At 57.8% G+C, this 25333-nt stretch carries 26 protein-coding genes; 24 read left to right on the top strand and 2 right to left on the bottom strand.

Annotation, left to right across the window (positions count from 1 at the left end):
- Positions 1–550: 550 nt before the first annotated feature.
- Positions 551–1330, bottom strand: coding sequence for a peroxide stress protein YaaA (gene yaaA / locus DU29_RS0121465; protein WP_028623544.1), 780 nt, complete (start codon positions 1328–1330; stop codon positions 551–553).
- A gap of 230 nt (positions 1331–1560) precedes the next feature.
- On the opposite strand from yaaA, the gene DU29_RS0121460 reads away from it, so the two are divergent.
- The 14 genes from DU29_RS0121460 to DU29_RS0121395 all read left to right on the top strand — a co-directional run bounded on the left by DU29_RS0121460 (position 1561) and on the right by DU29_RS0121395 (position 14491).
- The gene (locus DU29_RS0121460; RefSeq protein ID WP_028623543.1) at positions 1561–2685 is read left to right on the top strand and encodes a polysaccharide deacetylase family protein; all 1125 of its coding nucleotides are present in this window, start codon (positions 1561–1563) and stop codon (positions 2683–2685) included.
- 337 nt (positions 2686–3022) lie between these two features.
- Positions 3023–4417 (top strand): PhoH family protein, encoded by a 1395-nt coding sequence (locus DU29_RS0121455; RefSeq protein WP_028623542.1) that lies wholly within the window; start codon positions 3023–3025, stop codon positions 4415–4417.
- Between the two features lie 243 nt (positions 4418–4660).
- Positions 4661–5134, top strand: a complete 474-nt coding sequence (gene moaC / locus DU29_RS0121450) for a cyclic pyranopterin monophosphate synthase MoaC (protein WP_028623541.1) — start codon at positions 4661–4663, stop codon at positions 5132–5134.
- Positions 5131–5373 carry a molybdopterin converting factor subunit 1 gene (gene moaD / locus DU29_RS0121445; RefSeq protein WP_028623540.1) on the top strand — a complete coding sequence of 81 codons (243 nt, stop codon included), beginning with the start codon at positions 5131–5133 and terminating at the stop codon, positions 5371–5373. The genes moaC and moaD overlap by 4 nt, the downstream gene beginning before the upstream one ends.
- Before the next feature lie 3 nt (positions 5374–5376).
- Positions 5377–5829, top strand: a complete 453-nt coding sequence (gene moaE, locus DU29_RS0121440) for a molybdopterin synthase catalytic subunit MoaE (protein ID WP_028623539.1) — start codon at positions 5377–5379, stop codon at positions 5827–5829.
- A 435-nt stretch (positions 5830–6264) separates the two neighbouring features.
- Complete coding sequence (locus DU29_RS0121435) at positions 6265–7041, top strand: ABC transporter substrate-binding protein (RefSeq protein ID WP_028623538.1); 777 nt, start codon at positions 6265–6267, stop codon at positions 7039–7041.
- A gap of 363 nt (positions 7042–7404) precedes the next feature.
- Positions 7405–7914, top strand: coding sequence for a disulfide bond formation protein B (locus DU29_RS0121430; protein WP_028623537.1), 510 nt, complete (start codon positions 7405–7407; stop codon positions 7912–7914).
- 813 nt (positions 7915–8727) lie between these two features.
- Positions 8728–9675 (top strand): ubiquinol oxidase subunit II, encoded by a 948-nt coding sequence (gene cyoA / locus DU29_RS0121425; RefSeq protein WP_028623536.1) that lies wholly within the window; start codon positions 8728–8730, stop codon positions 9673–9675.
- 3 nt (positions 9676–9678) lie between these two features.
- Positions 9679–11709 carry a cytochrome o ubiquinol oxidase subunit I gene (gene cyoB, locus DU29_RS0121420; protein ID WP_028623535.1) on the top strand — a complete coding sequence of 677 codons (2031 nt, stop codon included), beginning with the start codon at positions 9679–9681 and terminating at the stop codon, positions 11707–11709.
- A gap of 3 nt (positions 11710–11712) precedes the next feature.
- Entirely contained in the window at positions 11713–12339 is a 627-nt protein-coding gene (locus tag DU29_RS0121415; RefSeq protein WP_028623534.1) for a cytochrome o ubiquinol oxidase subunit III, read from the top strand.
- Positions 12340–12675, top strand: a complete 336-nt coding sequence (gene cyoD / locus DU29_RS0121410) for a cytochrome o ubiquinol oxidase subunit IV (RefSeq protein WP_028623533.1) — start codon at positions 12340–12342, stop codon at positions 12673–12675.
- 11 nt (positions 12676–12686) lie between these two features.
- Entirely contained in the window at positions 12687–13574 is an 888-nt protein-coding gene (cyoE, locus tag DU29_RS0121405) for a heme o synthase (protein ID WP_028623532.1), read from the top strand.
- 261 nt (positions 13575–13835) lie between these two features.
- Complete coding sequence (locus DU29_RS0121400; protein WP_028623531.1) at positions 13836–14180, top strand: hypothetical protein; 345 nt, start codon at positions 13836–13838, stop codon at positions 14178–14180.
- Entirely contained in the window at positions 14177–14491 is a 315-nt protein-coding gene (locus DU29_RS0121395) for a helix-turn-helix domain-containing protein (protein WP_028623530.1), read from the top strand. Before DU29_RS0121400 ends, DU29_RS0121395 begins: the two co-directional genes overlap by 4 nt.
- Before the next feature lie 44 nt (positions 14492–14535).
- On the opposite strand, the gene DU29_RS0121390 is transcribed toward DU29_RS0121395, so the two are convergent.
- Positions 14536–15960, bottom strand: coding sequence for an aminotransferase-like domain-containing protein (locus tag DU29_RS0121390; protein ID WP_028623529.1), 1425 nt, complete (start codon positions 15958–15960; stop codon positions 14536–14538).
- A gap of 148 nt (positions 15961–16108) precedes the next feature.
- Between DU29_RS0121390 and DU29_RS0121385 the strand changes: the two genes are divergently transcribed.
- The 10 genes from DU29_RS0121385 to DU29_RS0121340 all read left to right on the top strand — a co-directional run bounded on the left by DU29_RS0121385 (position 16109) and on the right by DU29_RS0121340 (position 25330).
- Complete coding sequence (locus tag DU29_RS0121385; RefSeq protein ID WP_028623528.1) at positions 16109–17209, top strand: hypothetical protein; 1101 nt, start codon at positions 16109–16111, stop codon at positions 17207–17209.
- Positions 17210–17250: 41 nt separating this feature from the next.
- Positions 17251–18531, top strand: a complete 1281-nt coding sequence (locus DU29_RS0121380) for an ATP-grasp domain-containing protein (protein ID WP_028623527.1) — start codon at positions 17251–17253, stop codon at positions 18529–18531.
- Positions 18532–18565: 34 nt separating this feature from the next.
- Positions 18566–19063, top strand: a complete 498-nt coding sequence (locus tag DU29_RS0121375) for a RidA family protein (protein WP_028623526.1) — start codon at positions 18566–18568, stop codon at positions 19061–19063.
- Between the two features lie 81 nt (positions 19064–19144).
- The gene (locus DU29_RS0121370; RefSeq protein ID WP_028623525.1) at positions 19145–19609 is read left to right on the top strand and encodes a cupin domain-containing protein; all 465 of its coding nucleotides are present in this window, start codon (positions 19145–19147) and stop codon (positions 19607–19609) included.
- A gap of 188 nt (positions 19610–19797) precedes the next feature.
- Positions 19798–20442, top strand: a complete 645-nt coding sequence (gene yfcF, locus DU29_RS0121365) for a glutathione transferase (protein WP_028623524.1) — start codon at positions 19798–19800, stop codon at positions 20440–20442.
- A 30-nt stretch (positions 20443–20472) separates the two neighbouring features.
- Positions 20473–21813, top strand: a complete 1341-nt coding sequence (locus DU29_RS0121360) for a KamA family radical SAM protein (RefSeq protein WP_028623523.1) — start codon at positions 20473–20475, stop codon at positions 21811–21813.
- 24 nt (positions 21814–21837) lie between these two features.
- Positions 21838–22710: a branched-chain amino acid aminotransferase gene (locus DU29_RS0121355; protein ID WP_028623522.1), complete on the top strand. Its 873-nt coding sequence runs from the start codon at positions 21838–21840 to the stop codon at positions 22708–22710.
- Between the two features lie 20 nt (positions 22711–22730).
- Positions 22731–23489, top strand: a complete 759-nt coding sequence (locus DU29_RS0121350) for a TauD/TfdA family dioxygenase (protein ID WP_028623521.1) — start codon at positions 22731–22733, stop codon at positions 23487–23489.
- Positions 23490–23555: 66 nt separating this feature from the next.
- On the top strand, positions 23556–24515 hold the full coding sequence (locus DU29_RS0121345) for a diiron oxygenase (protein WP_028623520.1): 960 nt from the start codon (positions 23556–23558) through the stop codon (positions 24513–24515).
- A 14-nt stretch (positions 24516–24529) separates the two neighbouring features.
- A complete protein-coding gene (locus DU29_RS0121340) occupies positions 24530–25330 on the top strand; it encodes an N-acyl homoserine lactonase family protein (RefSeq protein ID WP_028623519.1) in 801 nt (266 codons plus the stop codon).
- Positions 25331–25333 lie beyond the last annotated feature (3 nt).

Raw genomic sequence — 25333 nt, 5'->3', positions numbered from 1 at the left:
CAAAAATCAAGCGGTTAGGTGCTCTGAAAAGCACGCTGTCAAAATGTCGCCTCGGCTGTGCAGGGGGTGACAGTGGTGCAATCCTGCGAGTCAGCCGGCGGTGCCCGAGGCAGAGCTCATTTAGCCAAAGTTATTGTGACAACTTTGCTATGTGGGTTTCAGCCCTGCGTAAGTTATCTCGTACATGTTCAGAGATAATCGGTACCGGTGGTATGAGCTGCGAGTGTAGACATAGTTCCTGGCCGCCCATCGCGAAATTCGAAATTTTTTGAAATATTGAACTGTATGGCGGTGGTTTCAAAATGCTGGCACATCCGTCGCAGCCTTTGTAAACAGGGGTTTAGAGGTGTGAGATATTTTTGTGCCACTATCAAAAAAATTTTTTCGTGCCAGCACAAAAAAACTCGAAAGATGTCGAGTGAAATAAAAGTTAGATAAGTAGTTGTTGTTTAATTGGCGCCAAGAGCTTGGCAAACAGTAGCGGAAGTTGTTGGACAGTTTAACGAAGGCGCACTACCAAGTTTGAGTTGCAGTGCGCTAACAGGGTGCGCTACTCCGGTGCGTGGTCGCGCAGGAATACCAGGTTGTCCGGCGTGGAGTGCCCGGTGCTGTAGCGGTAGCCCTGAACATCGAACTGCTTGAGTCCCGCGGAGTCATCGATACGCTCGTCAATGACAAAGCGGCTCATCATGCCGCGAGCCTTTTTCGCGTAAAAGCTGATGATCTTGTATTGGCCGTTTTTCAGATCCTTGAACTCGGTATTAATGATGCGGGCCTTCAAGGCGCTGCGTTTGACGGCCGAGAAGTACTCGTTGGACGCCAGGTTCAGCAGCACGTTATCACCCTGATCGGCCAAGGCTTCGTTCAACCATTCGCTGATTCGCGTGCCCCAGAAGGCGTACAAATCCTTGCCGCGCGCGTTAGCCAGTTTGGTGCCCATTTCCAGACGATAGGGTTGCATCAGGTCGAGTGGGCGCAGCAGGCCGTAGAGTCCGGAGAGCATGCGCAAATGTTGTTGAGCGTAATCGAAGTCGGCTTCACTGAAGGTTTGCGCATTCAGCCCGGTGTAAACGTCGCCCTTGAAGGCGAGCAATGCCTGTTTGGCATTTTCCGGGGTGAAGGCGGGCGTCCAGCTGCCGAAACGCGCGGCGTTGAGGCCGCCGATCTTGTCGGAGACATGCATCAACTCGCTGATCTGCGCCGGGCTCAACTCGCGCAATTGCTGGATCAGCTCTTGGGAATGGTCAAGGTATTGCGGCTGAGTAAAGCGCTGGGTCGCCGGCGGTGTTTCGTAATCGAGGGTCTTGGCTGGGGAAATCACCATCAGCATGAAGTCGTCTCCTTTAAACGTGGTGGCGATTCTAGGGGGTAGAGCGTGTTGACTCCAGCTATGGGTTTCATAGGTGATCAGTGGTGTCATGCAAAAGATCGCAGCCTCGCGTTGCTCGACAGCTCCTACAGGGGCTCAAGTTTGTAGGAGCTGTCGAGCAACGCGAGGCTGCGATCTTTTCATCTACCCGCGATATAGTGCCGCGCGGGTTTTGTTATGGAGACATCCCATTGCGTATTGTTCTTTTATTCTCGGCGTGGCTTCTAAGCTGCGGTGCCCTGGCGGCGCCGGGCGACGTGGCGACGCTTGATCGCAGCACCTGGCCGGAGCAGCTCAGCAGCCCGACGATGTTCGACGTCGCGTCGCGGGCGGAAATTCTCATGTTCGCGCGCATTCTGCTGGCCACCGAATCCCTGGATGAAACCAGCCTGGCCCAGCGCCTTAACCTGCGCACGGTCAACGTCGACTCGATCAACCGCCTGCGTCAGCGCATGTGGCAGCGTCTGCTGAGCAATTACAATTTCGCCCAACAGAGCTGCGATCAGGATGCCTCTTTCTGTTTCCTCGTCGAAGACATGGACACTTTGCGTCAGCAAGCCGCCAAGTTTCAGATCAGCGACGACAGCTATTACATCAAGTGGGCCGAACCGAGTCGTGTGTTCCACGTCCTGTACCTGGACGAACAGTTGCGTAAAGCCGCGCTGTTCCCGCAGACCAGCAGCGAAGTCGATCTTTTTGGCGACCATGAGCGCAACGGCGAGGCGATGCATGACCGGCTGTTTCTGCTGTCGTTCGACAGTGCCGCCAATGCCGCGCCGGACAATACCGCCTGGCTTGCGGATTACCTGCGCAAAGCCAACCTGAACGGTACCTTCTTCGTCCTCGGCAAGGATATTCAGGCGCGTTTGGCGCAAAGTTCGGTGGCCAGCCTGCAAGCGCTCTATTCAACGCAATGCATCGGCGTCCAAGGCTGGGAGTTCCGCTCCCACAGCCATTGGCAGGATTGGCAGGATTCGGTGCGGCGCAGCGTCGAACTGGTCAAAAGCAAATTGCCGGAGAACTTCGTGCCGCTGTTCCGTCCGCCCGATGGCCAGCGCCGTGCGGATGCTGAAGGCTTCTTCAAGGCCCAGGGTTTGCAGGTCGCGTTGTGGGACATCGATGCCCAGGACGGCGCTGGCAAGCTCAAGGCCGAGCAGAGCGCGCAACGCGTTCTGACCCTGATGCTGCTATGGCGCCACGGCGTGATCAATTTCAATGCGAAGCAGGACGGCGTGAAGACGGCAGTGCCCTGGCTGATGACGCAAACGGCGCACAGCGGAATCGGCTGGGAGGATTGTCAGGAGGCGTTTCGCTGAGTTCGACAAAGCCCGGGAACATTGGGCCAAAGGCGATTTTGAAGCAGCATTCGATGCAGGCGGACTTCCGACTTTAACGGGGTGATGGCCTACCGCCAAGTGTTATTGGTCACTCTGAAAAATAAACTTCAAAAAAACGTCAAAGTGCTTTTTCCTGTCACATGTTTTGGAGTATTACGAAAGCAGACCGCCGAAACCTGCAACACAGGTGGCGTCTCCCAAGACCCAGTTTGTGTGTGCAGTTCACTTGATCCCTTGCAGGTGAATTCGGCAGTCACTTCGAGGCGCAGCACCGCTCAGGTATTGCGTCTAATGGCTCCCACAAAGGTGACCGAGTATGGATGACCACGGACGTAGTTCTTCCTCCAACCAGCCAATCCTTTATGTACTCGATACCAACGTATTGATTCACGATCCAAACGCCCTGCTTAACTTCGAAGAACACCACGTCGCAATTCCGATGACCGTGCTGGAAGAGCTGGACAAGCTCAAGAGCGGGCATCACAGCGTGGCTGCGGAATGCCGTCAGGCGATTCGTCTGATTGACAAGACCCTGGGCGATGCCAGCCCGGAAGACGTCGAACTGGGCGTGCCGATTCAGCGCGGCAAAGGCGGGCCCAAAGGTTTGCTGTCGATTCTGATGAGCAAGCGCGCCGAGCCCAATATCATTCTGCCCGAACACCTGAACGACAACATCATCATCAACCAGTTGATCGACCTGCACGCTCGCGAGCCCAAGCTGCCCGTGGTGCTGGTCACCAAAGACATCAACATGCGCCTCAAGGCCCGCGCTTGCGGGATCGCGGCCGAGGACTACAGCACCGACCAACTGGTCGACGACGTGTCGCTGCTGCCCAATGGTTACCACAACATGGACGGGTCCTTCTGGGACCGTGTGAAGAATGTCGATACCCGTCAGGACCATGGCCGCACCTGGCACCAGGTGCAACTGATCGACAACCTGCCGGCGGTGCACATCAACGAGTTCATCATCGACGAGCAGGGGTTTGTCGGCTGGATCAAGGAAATCGAAGAAGACAGGCTGCTGATTCTCGACCTGCACCAGGAACCCTTGTTGCACCAGGAAGCCTGGGGTCTGAAACCGCGCGACATTTATCAGAGCCTGGCGTTGTACGCGCTGTTGGACCCGGACATTCACCTGGTCAACCTGACCGGCGCGGCGGGTTCCGGTAAAACCATCCTTGCCCTGGCCGCTGCGATCGAGCAGACCATGGTCAGCAAACGTTATCGCCGCATCATCGCCACGCGCAGCGTGCAGGGTCTGGACCAGGAAATCGGTTTCCTGCCCGGCACCGAAGCGGAAAAAATGGAGCCTTGGCTGGGCGCCATCACCGACAACCTCGAAGCCTTGCACATGGATGACGAGAACACCCATGGCAGCGTCGACTACATCCTCAGCAAAGTGCCGCTGCAGTTCAAATCCCTCAACTACATCCGGGGTCGCAGCTTCCAGCAGAGCCTGATTCTGATCGACGAATGCCAGAACCTCACGCCGCACCAGATGAAAACCATCATCACCCGTGCCGGCGCTGGCTCCAAAGTGGTGTGCCTGGGTAACCTGGCGCAGATAGACACTCCTTATCTGTCCGCGACCAGTTCCGGGCTGACCTACCTGACAGAGCGCTTCAAGGACTTCCCGAACGGCGTGCACATCACGTTGCAAGGGGTGCCTCGGTCGATTCTGGCTGAATACGCTGAATCGCATTTGTAACTGCATCACCCAAACCGGGCGGCCGTCACAGGTCGCCCGGTTTTTTTTGTGTTCAACACAAATCAAACTGTGGGAGCCAGCCTGCTGGCGAAGCGTAGTGTCAGCCAATATCTATGGCGACTGACACTCTGCAATCGCCAGCAGGCTGGCTCCCACAAGGGGATCTGCTGCGATCGGATAAACTTGCGTGCGGAAAATTGACCCGCAGGTTTACAATCGCCACTCCTGATCAGGAGTAACTCCGTGCTGACTCATCTCGATTCCCAAGGTCGCGCCAACATGGTCGACGTCACTGAAAAAGCCGTGACCTTCCGTGAGGCGACCGCGCAAGCGCTGGTGCGCATGCTTCCTGAAACCCTGCAGATGATTGTCAGCGGCGGTCACCCCAAGGGCGATGTGTTCGCCGTGGCGCGCATCGCCGGCATTCAGGCGGCGAAGAAAACCAGCGATCTGATTCCGCTGTGCCATCCGCTGATGCTCACCGGCGTCAAGGTCGAACTCAGCGCTGAGGGCGATGACACCGTGCGCATCGTCGCGCGTTGCAAACTGTCCGGGCAGACCGGCGTCGAGATGGAAGCGCTGACCGCCGCCAGTGTCGCGGCGCTGACGATCTACGACATGTGCAAGGCCGTCGACCGTGGCATGACCATCGAGAGCGTGCGCCTGTTGGAAAAAATGGGTGGCAAGAGCGGGCATTTTCAGGCGGATCAGCCATGAACATTACCGTGAAGTTTTTTGCCCGTTATCGTGAAGCGCTCGGTGTGGATTCACTGGAAGTTTCCGGCGATTTTGCCACCGTTGATGACGTGCGTGAGTTATTGACCCGGCGTGACGGCGCCGTGGTGCTGACCGAGCAGAACCTGATGTGTGCGCGCAACGAAGACCTCTGCCAACTGGACGAACCGGTCAGCGACGGTGATGAAGTAGCGTTTTTTCCGACCGTAACCGGGGGCTGAGCCATGGCGATTCGCGTGCAACCCACGGCTTTCGACCCGGGTGCTGAAGTCAACGCCATGCATGCTGCCAATGTCGGGGTGGGTGCGGTGGTAAGTTTTGTTGGTTATGTGCGCGACTTCAATGACGGGCTCGATGTCGCCGGGATGTTTCTGGAACACTACCCGGGCATGACCGAAAAGGCCTTGGCCAGGATTGCCGCCGAGGCCGAACAGCGCTGGCCGCTGCTCAAGCTGGAAGTGCTGCATCGCATTGGCTCGCTCGAGCCGGGTGAACCGATCGTCTTCGTCGGCGCCGCCAGTGCCCATCGCCAGGCCGCGTTCGATGCCTGCGCCTTTGTCATGGATTACCTGAAAACCCGTGCGCCGTTCTGGAAAAAGGAAAACACCAGCGACGGGCCGCGTTGGGTCGAAGGTCGCGACAGTGATCATGCCGCGGCGGATCGCTGGAAGAAATAACTTGGCAGCATGATCGTTCCCACGCTCAGCGTGGGAATGCTGCCGGCGACGCTCCGCGTTCCGTTGGTGGAAGTGACGCAGAGCGTCACCGGATGCATTCCCACGCAGAGCGTGGGAACGATCAAACAGCCTGCTGCTTTGTTGTCGACAGGTCTGGCCCCATCGCGAGCAGGCTCACTCCCACAGTTGGTCTCCATGAAGACAACATTTGTGTACGAGGAGATCCCTTGTGGGAGCGAGCCTGCTCGCGAAGGGGTCATCAGCTCCAGCCACCACCTTGATGGTTCAACACCTGACCATCGGTCGGCACATATTCCTCGCTGAAATTGACGTCTTATACACAAAAGTCCAGTATGGAATTCCAAGTACAAAATTCATCCGCTTCAGCTCTTCTTCCATCTTGCCAAACCAACAACAAACCGCGAGAGAACGAACATGAAGAAACTCCCCCTCATCACCGGTCTGGCCTTCAGCCTGCTGACGTGCTCCAGCCTGTTCGCTGCTGAAAAACCGCTGCGCATCGGCATCGAAGCCGCTTACCCGCCGTTCGCTTCGAAAACCGACAAGGGTGAAATCGTCGGCTTCGACTATGAAATCGGCAATGCGTTGTGCGCGCAGATGAAGGCGCAGTGTGTCTGGGTCGAAGGCGAATTCGACGGCCTGATCCCTTCGCTGAAGGTGAAGAAGATCGACATGGCGCTGTCGTCCATGACCATTAATGAAGACCGCAAAAAGTCGGTCGATTTCAGCCACAAATATTACTTCACCTCTTCGCGTCTGGTGATGAAGGAAGGCGCGTCCGTCGACGATCAGTACGCCAGCCTCAAAGGCAAATCCGTTGGCGTGCAACGTGCGACCACCACCGATCGTTTCGCCACCGAGGTGTTCGAGCCCAAAGGTGTCACCGTCAAGCGTTACAGCAACAACGAAGAGATCTATATGGATCTGGCTGCCGGGCGACTCGATGCCATTTTCGCCGACACCATCCCCTTGAACGACTTCCTGAGCATGCCGCGCGGCAAGGGCTATGCCTTTGTCGGGCCGGAACTCAAGGACCCGAAATACGTGGGCGAGGGCGCCGGGATTGCGGTGCGCAAGGGCAATACCGAACTGGTCAGCAAGCTGAACACGGCTATCGACGGTATTCGTGCCAGTGGTGAGTATCAGAAAATTTCCCAGAAGTATTTCAAATCGGATATCTACGGCGACTGAGCCATCGCATCGCCAGCAGGCTGGCTCCCACAGGTAAGTGCATTCCAGAGTGGGAGCCTGCGGGCTACCCCTCGCTCAGCAATGCATCAACAGGCTGGTTCCCACTCGCGAATCCATTTAACTGTGGACCAGCCCCCGCCAGCCCCCGCCAGGTCTCGCTTTGGAACGCGCTCAACTGTGGAAGCCAGCCTGCTGGCGATTCGATCGTGTGATCATGCAAATCTCAGGAAATAGCCCAAATTTAATCCCTTCTTAACCGCCCTGGCGTTTATTCCCCGTCATCCATTCCATGCGTCTCGGGCTCTCCAAGGTCTGGGCCAGCGTGTAAACTGGCGGGCATTCGAAATTCAGAAGGGAAACGCGATGAGCGAAGAAACAATGCGGTTGGGCCGTGAACGGCGCTATCTGGTGCTGTTGGGCATCATCTGCCTGGCGTTGATCGGCGGCGCCCTCTACATGCAAGTGGTATTGGGCGAGGCGCCGTGCCCGCTGTGCATTCTTCAACGCTACGCGCTGCTGCTGATCGCGATCTTCGCCTTCGTCGGCGCGGCCATGCGCACCCGCCGCAGCATTACCGTGCTCGAAACCCTGGTGGTGATATGCGCCATCGCCGGCGCTGCGGTCGCTGGTCATCACGTTTACACGCAATTCTATCCAGCGGTCAGCTGCGGCATCGATGTCCTGCAACCGATTGTCGACGGCCTGCCGTTGGCGAAAGTCTTCCCGCTCGGTTTCCAGGTTGATGGTTTCTGCTCCACGCCGTACCCGCCTATCCTCGGTCTGTCGCTGGCCCAGTGGGCGCTGGTCGCCTTCGTGTTGGTTATCGTGCTGGTGCCGTTGCTCACCTCGCGCAACCGCAAAGCCCTGCGCTGAGCTCAGTCGCCAAAACGGCCATCAGCTGCAAAAACGCCCCGGTCTTCGTAGAGAGCACCGGGGCGTTGTGCGTTTCAGAGCTCACGTAAAAAGTTTGTGATGTATGGCAATCGGGGGTGTGGCACATGTGCGACATGTTGTCACAGCGGTGCGGTCGTAGGGCGTTGCGAAGGCACGGATCTATGACGGCGCAGCAAACGAATCGGGTCATTCGCAGGCCTTGCGATTACAAACGTAACAATCCTGAACAGGCAGTTTTAACAGCCTTTGGCAAATTGCCAGAGGCCTTGCCCGATAGGGGCTGCGGCGGTGTCGCAGGGGGCCGTAGAACCGTGGAAGCTGTCTGAATTGCGGGCGATACACCTACTGAATTTGGTGTTTTTATTGAGAATCGATTTCGATAACATGGCGTGCTTTTGCAATAACTGCGAATGATTGTTGCTGGATTGGATATAAATTATTTCGGGATGAGACGTGGTTTCTGCATCGCTACCTAACTACAATCGCCCGCACTGAATTCCCGGCACTGCTCACCTTTGAGCACTTAACAGGGCGTCGAGAAGCGCGTGTGCTTCGTGCGACTCCCGGTGTCGGTGCCTTCCCATTATCCGCACCAAATGGAATTGGTCTGTAACCAGGCCTTTGACCACGAATTCGAATAAGAACTCACCGCTGACCCAGGATTTGTCGAACAGCGTCTGACGCGCGACGGGCAGCCCTTATTCAATCAAGAGAAATGCCAACCCTTGGCAGGGTGAAGTGTTGGCGATCAAAACCCAACTGCATTGCGCAAGCTGCTTTAGAGGTCGTGAGATGAGTAAAAACAGGTACCCCAGACTACTAGGCTTATTGCCGCTGCTCAGCATGCTGTTGCTGGGAGGCTGCAACATGACCTTGCTCAATCCTACGGGCCAGGTTGGCCTGGAGCAGCGCAACCTGATCATCACTGCAACGTTGCTGATGCTGTTGGTTGTGGTCCCGGTCATCGTCATGACCTTCCTGTTCGCCTGGAAATACCGCGCGACCAACACTAACGCCGTGTACACGCCGAAGTGGTCGCACTCCACCAAGATTGAAATCGCGGTGTGGGCTGTTCCAGTGCTGATCATCATTGCCCTGGGTTACGTGACCTACGTGTCGACCCACGAACTTGACCCGTACCGTCCGCTGGAATCCGACGTCAAGCCGATCACCATCGAAGTGGTCTCGCTGGACTGGAAGTGGGTGTTCATCTACCCGGAACAGGGTATCGCCACGGTCAACAAGATCGTGTTCCCGACGAATACGCCGGTTAACTTCAAAGTGACGTCGGACTCCGTGATGAACTCGTTCTTCATCCCGGGCCTGGGCGGCCAGATCTACGCCATGGCCGGCATGCAGACCAAGTTGCACCTGATTGCCAACCGTGACGCTGAAATGGAAGGCATCTCTGCCAACTACAGCGGCGCAGGTTTCACCGGCATGAAATTCAAAGCGATCTCAACTTCTCAGGAGAATTTCGACGCCTGGGTAAGCGAAGTCAAAAAGGCACCTAAACAGCTGGAAAAAGCTGAGTACGAAGCCCTTACCAAACCAAGCCAGAACAACCCAGTCGAGCTCTACTCCTCGGTCACGCCGGGCCTGTTTCAGATCATCGTCGACAAGTACGAAGGCATGAAACCAGGCAAGCCGATGCACCACGAGAAGAAAGAGAAAGACGTGGCGCACAACATGGAAGGGATGGACATGAGTTCGCATTCAGCTGCCGGGGCAGAGGAGTAAACGATGTTTGGTAAATTAAGTTGGGAAGCGGTCCCGTTCCACGAACCGATCGTGATGATTACCATCGCCATGATCGCGCTCGGTGGCGTGGCGCTGTTCGCTGCGATCACTTACTTCAAGAAGTGGACGTACCTGTGGACTGAGTGGCTGACATCGGTCGACCACAAGAAAATCGGCGTGATGTACATCATCGTCGCGATGGTCATGCTGCTGCGCGGTTTTGCCGACGCCATCATGATGCGTACCCAGCTGGCCATGGCCACCGAGGGTTCGCCTGGCTACCTGCCACCTGAACACTATGACCAGATCTTCACCGCTCACGGTGTGATCATGATCATCTTCATGGCGATGCCATTCTTCACCGGCCTGATGAACCTTGCAGTGCCGCTGCAGATCGGCGCGCGTGACGTTGCCTACCCGTTCCTGAACTCCTTGAGCTTCTGGCTCCTGGTGTCGGGCGTCGTGTTGATCAACCTGTCCCTGGGCGTCGGCGAATTCGCCAAGACCGGTTGGGTTGCCTATCCGCCGCTGTCGGGCCTGCAATACAGTCCGGGCGTGGGGATGGATTACTACATCTGGGCACTTCAGCTATCCGGGCTAGGAACGACGCTGACGGGGGTCAACTTCCTCGCCACCGTGCTGAAAATGCGCACCCCTGGCATGAAGCTGATGGACATGCCGATCTTCACCTGGACCTGCACCTGGGCCAACGTCCTGATCGTGGCTTCGTTCCCGATCCTGACCGCTACCCTGGCTTTGCTGACGCTTGACCGTTACATGGATTTCCACATTTTCACCAATGAACTTGGTGGCAATCCAATGATGTACGTCAACCTGTTCTGGGCCTGGGGTCACCCCGAGGTGTACATCCTGATTCTGCCGGCGTTCGGGATCTTCTCCGAAGTCATCTCGACCTTCACCGGCAAGCGTCTGTTCGGTCACCACTCGATGGTCTATGCATCGGGCGCGATCTCGATCCTGGGCTTCATGGTCTGGCTGCACCACTTCTTCACCATGGGTTCGGGTGCGAGCGTCAACGCCTTCTTCGGTCTGGCGACGATGCTGATTTCGATCCCGACGGGGGTGAAGCTATTCAACTGGCTGTTCACCATTTACCAGGGCCGTCTGCGCTTCACCAGTCAGGTGATGTGGACCCTGGGCTTCATGGTCACCTTCGCCATCGGCGGCATGACCGGCGTACTGCTGGCCATTCCGGGTGCGGACTTCGTACTGCACAACAGCCTGTTCGTGATCGCTCACTTCCACAACGTGATCATCGGCGGCGCGGTATTCGGTTACATCGCAGGTTTCGCCTTCTACTTCCCGAAAGCGTTCGGCTTCAAGCTGCACGAAGGTTGGGGCAAGGCAGCGTTCTGGTTCTGGATCACCGGCTTCTTCGTCGCATTCATGCCGCTCTACGTACTGGGCTTCATGGGCATGACCCGTCGTTTGAACGCCACCACCAACCCCGAGTGGGTGCCGTACCTGTACGTCGCCATGTTCGGTGCGGTGATGATCGCTGTGGGCATCGCCTGCCAGCTGATCCAGCTGTACGTCAGTGTGCGTGACCGCAACAAGCCGGAAAACATGTGCGAACACGGTGACCCGTGGAATGCCCATACGCTGGAATGGTCGACCTCGTCGCCACCACCGTTCTACAACTTCGCGGTACTGCCAAAAGCAGAAACCATCGATCCGTTCACTGAAGCCAAGGAAAACGGCACCGCGTACCAGGCTCCGGCCAAGTACGAGCCGATCCACATGCCAAACAACACCGCGACCGGTGTGGTCATGGGTGCTCTGTTGACCGTGTTCGGTTTCGCGATGATCTGGCACATCTGGTGGCTGGCGATCGTGAGTCTGGTTGGCACCGTGGTGTACTTCACCATCCATGCCGCCCGTGACGATCAGGGCTACATGGTGCCGGTGGATGTCATCGAGCGCATCGAAGCCGAGCAGCACAAACGTCTGGTAGCGGCCGGGAAAATTCCTGCCAATGCCACCCGTGTTGAAACCTCGTTGGAACAGGCTTAAACCATGTCGAACTTAGTGACCAATGCTGGACACACCCATGTCGATGGACATGGGCACGATGACCATCACCACGACTCGGGCGAGATGACCGTATTCGGTTTCTGGCTCTACCTGATGACCGACTGCATCCTGTTTGCGTCGATCTTCGCGGTGTACGCGGTACTGGTTAACAACGTAGCGGGCGGCCCGTCGGGCGCCGACATCTTCGAGCTGCCGTACGTACTGGGCGAAACCGCTCTGCTGCTGTTCAGCTCGATCACCTACGGCTTCGCCATGCTGGCGTTGTTCAAAGGCAAGAAGAGCCAGGTACTGGGCTGGCTGGGCATGACCTTCCTGCTCGGCGCCGGCTTCATCGCCATGGAGATCAACGAGTTCCACATCTTGATCGCCGAAGGCTACGGCCCTAGCCGCAGCGGCTTCCTGTCCGGGTTCTTCACCCTGGTCGGCACCCACGGTCTGCACGTGACCAGCGGTCTGATCTGGATGGCGATCATGATGTATCAGGTGCAGAAAAACGGCCTGACGGCGACCAACAAGACCCGTCTGAGCTGCCTGAGCCTGTTCTGGCACTTCCTGGACGTGGTGTGGATCTGCGTATTCACCGTTGTTTATCTGATGGGGACTATGTAAATGGCTAACGCTCATTCCCACGATAGCCACGACGCCGGCCACGGCAGCGTCAAGTCCTACGCTATCGGTTTCATTCTGTCGGTGATCCTGACCGTCATTCCATTCGGCCTGGTGATGTACCCGACTCTGCCGAAAGCCATGACCCTGTGGATCGTACTGATCTTCGCAGTGGTCCAGGTGCTGGTGCACCTGGTGTACTTCCTCCATCTGGACCGCTCGGCCGCCCAGCGTAACAACGTGATCGCGTTTGTGTTCGCTGCGATCGTGATCGTCCTGTTGGTTGGCCTGTCGCTGTGGATCATGTTCAGCATCCACACCAACATGATGGCGCACTGAGGAAACTCCGCATGTCCTTTAAGCACTTTATCCAAATCACCAAACCGGGGATCATTTTCGGTAACGTGCTTTCAGTGGCAGGCGGATTTTTCCTGGCCTCCAAAGGGCATGTCGATCTGGCCATTTTCCTGGCCGCCATGATCGGCACGTCCCTGGTCGTCGCTTCCGGTTGTGTGTTCAACAACTGCATCGACCGTGACATCGACGTGAAGATGGAACGCACCAAGAATCGCGTGCTGGTCCAGGGCCTGATCTCCCTGAAGCTGGCGCTGATCTACGCGACCGTCCTCGGCATTGCCGGTGTTGTGCTGTTGTACAAAGTGGCCAACCCGTTGGCGGCTTTGTTCGCGGTGATCGGTTTTGTCATCTACGTCGGTTTCTACAGCCTGTACCTCAAGCGCAAGTCGGTTCACGGCACGCTGGTGGGCAGTCTGTCGGGCGCGATGCCGCCGGTGATCGGTTACGTCGCCGTCAGCAACTCGTTCGACATGGCTGCACTGACGCTGCTGGTGATGTTCAGCCTGTGGCAGATGCCGCATTCCTACGCTATTGCGATCTTCCGCTTCAACGATTACCTGGCCGCCTCCATTCCGGTGTTGCCAGTGAAGCGCGGCATCAAAGTGGCGAAGCGGCACATCCTGCTCTACATCCTGGCCTTCCTCGTGGCGACCTTGATGCTGACCTTCAGCGGCTACGCCGGCATGAGCTACCTCGCCGTCGCCGCTGCCATGGGCATGTACTGGTTGTACATGGCCTGGACCGGTTACAAGGCAGTGGATGACACGGTTTGGGCACGCAAGCTGTTCGTGTTCTCGATCTTCACCATTACCGCGTTGAGCGTGATGATGTCGCTGGATTTCAAAGTGCCGAGTGAGTTGTTGCTGACTTACGCGCCTTGAGATTGGGTTGCTGAATTGAAAAGCCCCGCCTTCGAGAGAAGAGCGGGGCTTTTTGTTGGATGATTTTTTGGAACCGGATGTTTCAGTCGCGTGCAGGCTGACTGCCACAATTGACTCAGTGTCGCCGCGATTCTTGTGTTCGCCTCCATTCCTTTGGGAGCGAGCCTGCTCGCGATGGAAGTATTGAAGGGGGCGGAGCAGCTTGTCTGAGGGCTCATGCTGCAATTGCCAAGCTGTGAGCAAATTGCCTATAGTTTGGCCATGCAAACTGTCTTCTTTGAAACCACATCATTCACTGCCACAGTCGGCAATTATCTGACTGATGACGAGTATCGAACGCTGCAAAATCATATGCAGCTGAATCCACACGCTGGCGACGTCATGCCTCGGACGGGTGGCTTTCGCAAGCTGCGCTGGGCTGACGGTCGCAGAGGCAAAGGCAGGCGAGGTGGCTTGCGGGTAATCTATTATTGGCTTATGAATAATGGCCAATTCTGGATGTTTGCCATTTATGACAAAGACGAGCTTGAGAATCTGACGGCCGACCAGGAAAAGGCTCTCAAGAAAGCCATAGAAACAGAGTTGAAAGTACGAGGTACCCCATGAAAAAGCGCGACCTGTTTGCAGAATTGATGCAGGGCGTTGAAGAGATGGCAGCTCAACGCGAAGGCAAGATCACGCTGCGCAACACGTCGGTGGTAGATATTCCGCCTCCAGATGTTGGGGCACAAGAAATCGTCGCACTGCGGACCAAGCTACACATGTCTCAGGCTGTTTTTGCCAAGCGTATTCGGACCAGCCCGAGCACACTGAGAAACTGGGAGCAGGAAAAGTCGAAACCTAACGCCCAGGCTGCCTTGTTGATCAGGTTAGTGGAGAAGTTCCCTGACATGGTTGATCGACTGGCAACTGTATGAGCTGTATGAATGGATAGTCGAACTGCGTAGACGCACGCTCGCCACTACGGGTCCTCGCGTTGCATGTCCAGCAACCGCAAAAACCGCTCCCGCACCTGGACGTTGTCGCTGTGCGCGACGTTGAAACGCAGGAACTGGCTGGCGTCCGGCGCTTTGCTCAGCAGGGTCCCGGGCGCCAGTACCAGGTCGATGTCCAGACCTTTCCTGGCCAGGGTTTCGGCATGAAAACCTTCCGGCAATCGCGTCCACAGAAATAACCCTTCGTGCGGCAGCGATGACAGTGAGCAGCCAGCTTCGAGAAGCCAATGGGTGACCCGGCTGCTCGACTCATAAAGGCGATCCACCGTGCGCCGGGTGTGTTTGGCATAGCTGCCGTCGCTGAGCATCGTGCAGATGATCTGCTCCGCCAGCTCCGACGTCATGCCACCGCAGGCCATTTTCAGGGTGATCATGCGGGCGGCCAGTGGCGGTGACAGCACCGCGAAGCTGACGCGGCTGTTGGCGGTCAGGGTTTTGGAGAAGCCGGAAACGTAGCTGACGTTGTCCAGCCCGCCCGCAGCCAGGCGAGGGGTGCTGCGTTGTTGCAGGTCGCAATACAAATCATCTTCGACGATGTGGAAACCGTAGCGGTGGCTCAATTCCAGCAAGCGATACACCTGGGCCGGAGTGAATGAGTGCCCGGTCGGGTTGTGCAGTACGTTGTTGGTCATGTAGAGCACGGGCCGATGCACGATCAGCAATCGCTCGAAAGCCTCCAGGTCCATACCCTCCGAACCACGGGGAATGGTAATCACCTTGGCGCCGTGCAAGGCCAGATTGGTGTGCATGGTGAAATAGCACGGATCGTCGAGCAGCACCGTATCGCCGGGTTTGACCAGCAGGCGCATGAGCATGTCGATGGCCTGCACCGTGTTGGCCGTGGTGACGATCTGGTCCACGGGCGCTTCGATGCCGATGGCTGCCAGTTTGACCTGCAACGCTTCGCGCAGCGGCACGTAACCGGCGGCTACGCCATATTCCCCCATGCGCAGGGAAGTCGCGCGCAAGGTGCCGCGCACGGCTTTGAGCAATTCATCGGCCGGCAGCCACGAAGAGGGCAGAAAACCCGCGCCGGGCCGTAACGCGCCGGTGTCCTGCAGCACCGCACGGCGCACCACGCTGAGGGTGTCCTGCGGTTGCAAGTCCGGGCCGGCGTCGGTTTTCAGCGTGGTGCTGGAGCGGTGCACGTAATGCCCCGAGCCCTGCCGGGAAACCACCAGCCCTTTGGCGCGCAATCGGTCGAGCGCATCCACCACCGTCGACTTGCCCACATTCATCAGGTCAGAGAGCTCGCGAATCGGCGGCAGCTTCGCGCCGTGCGGCAGACCACCCTGACTGATTGCCGTCGATAACTGATCGACGATCTGCTGCACCAGCGGCACTCCTGGCTGGAACTCGATCGCGGCGATCACTGCGCGCTGCACCTGCATTTTACTGGTCTCTCCGGCAGTAAACTTCGTTCGATTCTAATCAGATTTGCTCTGATCAGAACAAGCCTGTGTCTCTACCATCACCTTACAGACTTTCCCGATTGTTCGCGCTGGACGCCTGAACAATCGATGTTTCCAGAGGTGTTGCATGAGTGCTCCAACCACACTGGCGGTTGCCAAACCAGTGATCAACATCCGCCTGTTCACGATCCGGATGATTACCGCTGTTTCGCTGTTTGCAGTGCTTGGCAAGGCTAACGTCTGGCTCGATACGGCTACCAATAGCATCCTCGCCCTCGGCTATCGCGCCTTGCTGTTGTTGCTGCCGCTGACGTTGCTGGTGCTTGGCCGTCGCTCCCTGAGCGTCACGCTGATGTGCGCCGCACTCGGGCTGGTGCTGCTGGCGGTCACGAGTAATCAGGGCATCGTCATGTTCGCTGCGGCCTTGTTCGCCTATGGCATCGCTATCGCCGGTTACCTGATCAAGAGTGAAGCCGCGCAGACCAAAGAGGGCGCAGCCTACAACCGCGTGGCCATGAACATGGGCAGCCTGGTGGCCGGTTTGATCCTTTTGTCGCCACTGCTCACGCCCACCCTGTTCTTTCTCGGTGCCGCAGGGTTTGTCCTGCTCTGTCTGCCGATCGCCATGGGCGCGACGTTCACCACGCAGCCCTTGGTTGCCAATCCATCGAGCCATGATGGCAGCGGGTGGCGCAACAAACTGCCGTGGGTCATCGCCGGCCTGATCATGGGCATCAAGCTCTTCGGCGTGTTCTCGATTCTGCCCCAGGCGATTCTGCTGAAGACCGGCGAATTGCCCGCCTGGTATGGCTTGATGCTGATCCTCAACAGCGCGGTGGTGGTGTTCGCCCAGATGCCGGTCATGAAACTGATCGAGCGTACCGGTCGCTTCAAGGTGGTCGCGGTCATCGCCATCATCATCGGCGGCTTCCTCGTCCTTTCATCACCGGCCGCATTTCATGTGGACACACTGATCGGCGCGCTGATCTGGGTTGCATTGCTGTCCCTTGCCGAATGCGCGTTCAGCTACCTCGACTACTTCTCGGTCAAGCAGAACAACATGTTCGTCAAGGAAGTCTCGCTGGGCGTTGGCGCCGGGCTGACGGTGCTGATCATGCGCGTCGTTCCACCGCCCTACAACGCCTTGATCCTGGCCGCCATCGGTGCGGGCGGCATCCTCGCCTGGTACTGGCTCAACCGTAAGTCCAACGCGTCACTGCACGACTGAGTCATTGCGTTTGCGTTTTTACTCCATAGTTCGGAGGCTTCATGAACACCACGTCATGCGTAGTAGTGGTCGGTTACAACGGCAATCGGGTAGACGATATCCGCAAGCTGCGTGACCTCTGCAAGACACTGTACAGCGCCCGGTTGATCCTGGTGGTCGATGGCATCCGGCCCGGCGACGATCAGGTAGCCGACCATGTCTGCAGCGCCTCGCTGGCGCCCGAAAGTGTGGTCGATTCCCTCGAATGGGTGGCGGGTTGCCTGAGTGCCGACCGCTGGAAGCTGATCGGTGTGTTGCCGTTTTCTGACCGTGGCGTGCTGCTCGGCGCGGCGCTGGCGACGCATTTCGGTTTGCCGGGGATCACGCCCGCCGAGGCTCGCGCGGGATTGGACAAACAGATATTTCGCCAGCTGGAAGCCCGCTCGATCAGCGCGCCGCAAGACTACCGGCCGGTATTCTCCGCGCGCGTCGAAAGCCTCGGCGAACTGCGCCAGCGAGTGGTCGAACTGGGCGGCAAAGCCTTCATCAAACCGGCGTGCGAAGGCGCGAGCCGAGGGTGCCGCGTCATCCATCATCCGTGCGAATGCGAAGAAGCCTGGCTGGCGCTCAAACCGTATCGCGCCGGCGGTATCGTCATTGAGGAGTTGATCCAGAACGCCCGCGAATACAGCTGGGATTTTGTCGCGGGTAGCACTTGGGTCACCGAAAAAACCACCACCGATGGCGCCTATCGCGCGGAAATCCAGCAGGTCGTACCGGCGCCTTTGACGGCTGACGTACAGGCTCGGCTTGCAGCGGCCGGGCAGCACATGTCGGCGCTGGTCTCGCTGGAAAACGGCGCTTATCACAATGAAGTGTTCCTGCGCAGCGACGGCCTGACCTCGGCCGTCGAAACCAACATGCGCCCCGGCGGCATGCACATCTGGGACCTCGCGCGACTGGCGTTCGTCGATTTCGATCCCTGGGAGCACTGGGTACGCTGGGCCGTGGAAGGTCAGCCGGCAGCTCATCAACCGGTGGCTCGCGGCTATTGCGGCATCCGATTGCTGCGAGCCCCAGCCGGCGGCCTGTTGCGCGCCGCCCCCGACATTGAATTGCTCGCCCGGGAACTGGGTATCGAGCTGGTGGAAGCGGTGTACAGCCGACGCATCGGCGATTCGGTCAGCGCTGTGGTGAAAGACAACATGTCGTTCATCGGTCACATCGTCCTGTTCAACGAGCACTACGCACAACTCAGCGACGACCTGCTGCGTTTGGCCGAAGCCGTTGAATCACGCATTGAAATCAACTGTCTTGCAGTACCGGCACGGGCAGCGGGCTAATTCTTCAGGAGTATGCGTCATGAGAGTACAAAGAATGTTTGCGCAAAAAATGTCCTGTGATGAACGCTTTATCGCCCTGGCGAAAGAGTTGCGTTACGACATCTACGGCGAGAACACCGCTGGCGGCCATTACGCGCCGCTCGTCAGGCATCACGATGAACTGTACATCAGCGGTATGGTGCCGCGCATGAATGGGGAAATTCAGTACCCGGGGCGAGTGGGCATGGAACTGACCCTGAGCGATGCGCAGACGGCTGCCAGTATCAGCGCCATGCGCGCGCTCGCACTGATCGTCGATGCGATCGGTTCGCTGGACAAGATCAAAGCGCTGCTGCGCGTTACCGTGTACGTCAAGTCCACGGCAGATTTTGTCGACCTCAGCGAAGTCGCCAACGGTGCGTCGGATGTGTTCAGTCATGTGCTCGGCGATGCGGGCAAACATACCCGTACCACCGTGGGCGTTTATCAGCTGCCGAAAAATGCTGCCGTCGAAGTGGATATGATTGTGGCGCTTCGCCCTTCGGCAATATGAAGGCAAGTGGCGTGACTTTAAAAGCGTTAGCTTTTGGCCCAGTGTCGAATGATCAAATCGATAATAAGCCGGTGTGTGCGCATGAATGATATTAAAGGTGGATATTTTCCGTATCAGGAATTTCGCGAGAGTTTGAACCGGCCGCCACAGACTGCAAAAGTGTGGAGGCGTGATGAACTTGCGCAAGTGCGCCAAAGCCTGGAGTCCAGCGATGTCGATATTGTCGCCCTGGCTCATCACAACAGCACCGATGGCTGTAACCTGATGCCAGGGATGGCGGTGTCCATGCAGTGGCTGAAGCCCGGCGGGACACTCAATGGCCATGCTCATGCCTGGTGGCACCTGTTCATCATTCAGTCCGGTAGCGGTGAGTTGACCTTAGGCGACGCCCAAGCGGTCACCGTCAGCATCGGCGATGTGCTGCTTGTGCCGGCCTGGACCCGGCACGGTTTCGTCAACAGCAGCGATCAGCCACTGGCGATGCTGAACATGAGCAACATGCCGCAAATGGCGCAACTCTGCAGTTCCGCCGAGGCAGTGGTTTGATCGTCCCGGAATAATTTCTCTTCGCTATAAAAAGGGAGTTTGCTTTGCAGACTCCCTTTTTTATTTCTGTCGCTTTTAATTTCTGTATCCGTCGAAACAAATAAATTCTGTATCTATTCAGCGAAAAGCCAACTCAATACGATCGTTCCCAAGCAACCTCTTGTGAGGTTAGAGCAAAGGAGCGTTCTATGGAAAGTACCAAGCTTGAGCTGTATCTAGGCGCCGATTATGTCAGCGCATTTGCAATGTCGGTATTTGTAGCGTTGAAGGAAAAACAACTTTCGTTTGAACTGGTCACGCTCGATTTAAAGGCACGCGAAAATTATCAGGCCAGTTATCGCGATATTTCCATGACGTGCAAAATTCCCACGCTGGTACATCAGGATTTTGCCTTGTCGGAATCGTCGGCGATCGCTGAATACCTGGAAGAACTGGCGCCGGGGCACAACAAACTTTATCCGCTCGACATCCAGCAACGTGCTCGTGCCCGGCAGCTCCAGGCCTGGCTGCGCAGCGATCTGCTGGTAATTCGCAAGGAACGCCCCGCAGACCTCATCTACTTCGGCAAGAAAGACACCCCGCTGTCAGACGACGCCTTGGCGGCCGTGGGCAGACTGTTCTTCGTCGCCGATCGGCTGCTGGAAGAGGGCGCCGAGCATCTGTTCGGTGCCTGGAGCATTGCCGACACCGACCTGGCAATCATGCTCAACCGACTGCTCGCCAACGGCGACCCGATGCCCGCACGACTTGCCGACTATGTCCGCCGCCAGTGGGACCGCGACAGCGTTCGGGCATGGATGGACATCGAGCGCGCAGCGCCCTCCATTCAGTAGTCACCGCCACAACGATTCAGGAGCGTCGCCATGCAGGGACTGTCGGAGCACGAGAGATACAAGCCCTATAACTCGCGCACCATTCGCGAGACGCCTTACTGGAACAAGCTGACGCCAGCGTTGCAGGAAGCCATGAACGTCGTCGCCAGGGTCATGCCGTTTCGCACCAATGACTATGTCCTGAGCACGTTGATCGACTGGGACAATATCCCGGACGACCCGATTTTCCGCATGACCTTTCCGCACCAGGACATGCTGCTGCCGGACGAATACGCCTCGCTCAAGCAACTGATCGAGGCCGACGATGCGGTCGCGATCAAACGTCGGATCGAGGCCATCTGGCTGCGCATGAATCCGCATCCGGCCGGGCAGCTGACGCACAACGGCGCGATGTTTGAAGGAAAACTCCTGTCGGGCATTCAGCACAAGTACCGCGAGACCGTATTGTTCTTTCCCGGCGCCGGTCAGACGTGTCACGCCTACTGCACGTTCTGTTTCCGCTGGGCGCAATTCATCGGCGAGGAAGAACTCAAGTTCAATGCGCGCGAATCGCAAGAGCTGGTGAGCTACTTGCGGGTGCACACCGAAGTCACCGACGTGCTGATCACCGGTGGCGATCCGATGATCATGAACACCCGATCGCTGGCCGCGTACCTGGAGCCGTTGCTGTTGTTGCCTCATCTGAACAGCATCCGCATCGGCACCAAGTCCTTGGCGTACTGGCCGCAGCGCTTTGTCAGTGACAAGGACGCGCCGCAACTGTTGGCGCTGTTTGAACGGATTGTCGCGGCGGGCAAACACCTGTCGATCATGGGTCACTACAACCACCCGGTTGAGCTCCGCCAGGACATCGCCCGGCAGGCCGTCGAACGTATTCGTGCCACGGGAGCAACGCTGCGCATGCAGGCTCCGGTGATTCGCCACATCAACGACAACCCGGGCGATTGGGCGGCGCTGTGGACGGAAGGGGTACGCCTCGGTGCGGTGCCTTATTACATGTTCGTCGAGCGCGACACCGGGCCCAGCCATTACTTCGCGCTGCCGCTGGCCCGTGCCTTCGAAATCTTTCAGGCGGCCTACCGCAGCGTCTCCGGGCTGGCGCGCACGGTGCGCGGGCCTTCCATGAGCACCTTCTACGGCAAGGTGTTGATCAACGGCATCGAAACCGTCGCCGGAGAAAAAGTCTTTGTGCTGCAGTTTTTGCAGGCGCGAAATCCGCAGTGGGTGTTGCGCACGTTTTATGCGCGTTTCGACCCTCACGCGACGTGGTTTGACGAGTTGCGTCCTGCCTTTGGCGAGCGGTGTTTTTTCTTTCAGACCGATTCTTCGGCGACGGCGGAATTAATACCGGTCCTGCTCGAAACCGCGTAGGACGATTCATCAGGAGATAGGGAAATGAATGGCATCCCGTTTGATCAGCGAGAAGGTTTTATCTGGCTCGATGGCGAGTTCGTCGAGTGGTCGCAGGCGCGCCTGCATGTGTTGAGCCATGGTCTGCATTACGCGAGCACGGTGTATGAAGGTGAGCGCGTGTATAACGGCAAAATCTTCAAATTGCGTGAACACAGCCAGCGTCTGTATCGCTCGGCGCAACTGATGGATTTCGCCATTCCGTTCGAGCTTGCCGAGCTGGAAGAGGCGAGCCATGAACTGTTGCGGCGCAATCAGGTTGTCGACGGGTATCTGCGCCCTGTGGCGTGGCGCGGCAGTGAAATGATCTCCACCTCGGCGCGGTTTAATCGTGTGCACGTGGCCATCGCCTGCTGGCAGTGGCCGAGCTATTTCGACCCCGCCGGGCACATGGCCGGCATCCGTTTGAAAACCGCCGAGTGGCGCCGGCCGCCACCGAGCAGCACCCCGTTCGAAGCCAAGGCTTCCGGGCATTATCAGATCGCCACACTGAGCAAACATGATGCCGAGAACAACGGCTTCCACGATGCGCTGATGCTCGACTGGCGCGGCAACGTCGCCGAAGCCACCAGCGCCAATGTGTTCTTCGTCAAAGGCCGCACGCTGCACACGCCGCTGCCCGATTGCTTCCTCAATGGCATCACCCGGCAAACCGTGATCCAGCTAGCGGAGGCTCTTGATTATCAAGTCGTCGAACGCACGATTCTTCCTACCGAGCTGGGCGACTTCGACGAGTGTTTTCTCACAGGCACTGCAGCCGAAATCACACCCGTGCATAGCATTGATCATCAGCGCTATCAACCGGGCAGTGCCTGCCGCGACTTCATTGCCGCTTACACCACAACCGTCAACGACTGATAACCGCCAGGAACTTCACCATGTCAGATCAAGGGATTGTTGCATCCAAGCCTTATGTTGCACTGGGCCACCGCCACGAAGAACTGGCGGCACAAGGTTGGGCGGTGTTGACGCCGGACGAGTTTGCCGATGATGTTGTAGGCACACTGCAAACGTTCGGTCAGATCATTCCGCAGTTCAACGGGCAAATTGCCTTCGCCATTACCCGCAAGCCGGGCTACGAAGAATTGCCGTATTCCCAAAGCATGAACGGCATCGGCCCGCACACCGAAGCGCCGGTGTACGGGCCGCCGCCGCGCTACCTGGCGTTGCACTGTCATCAACAGGCAACCTGCGGCGGCGGGCATACTGGGTTGGTCGACGGCTACGAGTTTCTACAGTTTCTGCAGCGCACCGAGCCCGCGTTGCGCGAGTGGCTCGATGACACGCCCGTGGAGTTCGTCGCCACGGCCAAACCCGGCGAGGCGGCGCAGCGTCGGGTCAAGGAGTACATCCTCACACCGACCGAGGACGGCGACATCTTCCGCTTCAGCTACAACCAGTTTCACTACGGCGATGTGAATCCGTCCAAGGCTGATTTGCAGCGCTCGAAGGTCGCTGGCAGCTCATCGCCACTGGCTCGATTCGCGAAGCTGGGCGAAGCCTATTTTGTGCAGCACAACACGCCGGTGCTGATTCCTGATGGCTGCCTGCTGATCTGGGATAACTGGCGCATGATCCACGCCCGCAGTCGTTACACCGATCCGGCGCGGAACCTGACCCGCTATTGGCTGGCCTGATGTATCCGTCGTGCACTTTTCAATTGGCGTACTCCGCGCGGGTACGCGTCCTACAGGTAATGTGTCATGCAAACAGCAATCGAGATCGCCAAGGTCGATCATCAACTGGTCGTGCGGCTCAATCAGGCCTGGACCAAAAGGGCGACCGTATGTTCGCCGGACAAGCTCGCGGTCAGCGAAGCATTCGATCCGGCGTTGGCGGACTACCCGGAATGCATGGTGCCGTTTTTCCACCATCCGACCTTCCAGGCGCTGAGCGATGAGCTCAAAAGCAGCGTGCTGACCTGGGGCTGGATCGGCTACAACCTGCGCACCGTCACTGCCGAGGAACATGTGGTCAACCCGGCCCTGAGCGTCATCGCCAATCAGTACCTCGGTAAGGACGACTGGCATTTTCGCGAGGCGATGCAGCAAACGCTGATCGATGAGCACTACCACACGCTCATGCACCTGCGCGCCATCGAGCGAACCAGAGAGCAGCGGTCGCTTGATCAGGATCTGGACCTGCCGCCGTCGGTGACCTACCTGCGCCTGATCGCCTTGCGCGAAGAACTGCCGGAGCAATGGCAGCGTGATCTGGCGGCGATCACTTTTGCAGTGGTGGCCGAAATCAGCGTCAACGCGTACCTGGATTTGCTGGCGGATGACCACACTATCCAGCCGCAAAACCGTCGCGTGGCCGAGCTGCACAATCGCGATGAATATGCGCACAGCAAGATTCTCGCCGAGGTGGCCAAGGTCATGTACGCGAACATGCCTGACGTGCAACGCAGCTTTTTCGCACGCACTTTGTCGGTGGCGCTGAGTGCATTTGTCGCGCAAGACTATTCGATGTGGGAGGCCATTCTGACGCAGCTTGGCGTCCAGGACGCCGCGCAGATCATCGCCGACACGCGGGAGAGCAACAAGAACGCGACGATCATGCGTGACTACAGCGGCCTGCATCGTCTGGCGGAGGATCTGGGCATTCTTGAGCAGATCGACTTCGATTTTCGACCGACCCTCAAAGCCTCAGCAGCCGCGTGAACCGGGAGGTGAAAATGACCATTCCTGTGTATGAAGTGTTCGCCATCCGTGTCGGCGCCAATGCCCAGCGCACCGCGCGGGAGAACTTTCTCTACGATGCCTGCTGCGGCGACCCTAACGCGTCGATGCCGCTGGATTATTACTTCTGGGTGATTCGCAATGAGCAGCGCGTCATCGTCGTCGACACCTGTTTTCAGCCGGCGACGGCGCAGCGGCGTGACCGTCAGATGTATCGCCTGCCGGAAGAATCCCTACGCTTGCTGGATATTGATCCGACGCAGGTTGATGATTTGATCCTGACGCATCTGCATTGGGATCACGCCGGTAATCTGGGCTTGTTTCCGAAAGCGACGGTGCATCTGCAGGAAGCGGAACTGCGTTTCTGCACCGGTCCGAAAATGGCCCATCGCACGGTAAACAAAACCTACGAGGTCGAGGACGTGATGTCGGCGTTGCCGCCGTTGTTCGAAGGGCGGATGCGTTTGCACAATGGCACGGTCGAGGTGCTTGCGGGCGTGTCGCTGCACTGTGTCGGCGGGCATACGCCCGGCAGCCAGGTGGTGCGTGTGCACACCGAGCGGGGCTGGATTGTGTTGGCCTCGGACGCAGCGCATTTGTGGGCGAACATCCGCCAGCGCAGCCCGTTTCCGATTCTCGATGACATGGCGCAGACGCTGGAAGCGTTCAGCCTGATCGACTGTCTGGCCGATGGCGAAAATCATGTGATCCCCGGCCACGACCCGCTGATCGCCGAGCTGTTTCCGCACTGGAACGACGATCCGCACATCATCTGCCTGCACCAGAACCCGATCTGAAAA

Source organism: Pseudomonas sp. Ant30-3, from assembly GCF_000690905.1.
Lineage (GTDB): Bacteria > Pseudomonadota > Gammaproteobacteria > Pseudomonadales > Pseudomonadaceae > Aquipseudomonas.
Note: the sequence above shows the minus strand (reverse complement) of the source record. Positions and strands in the feature narration are given on the sequence as shown.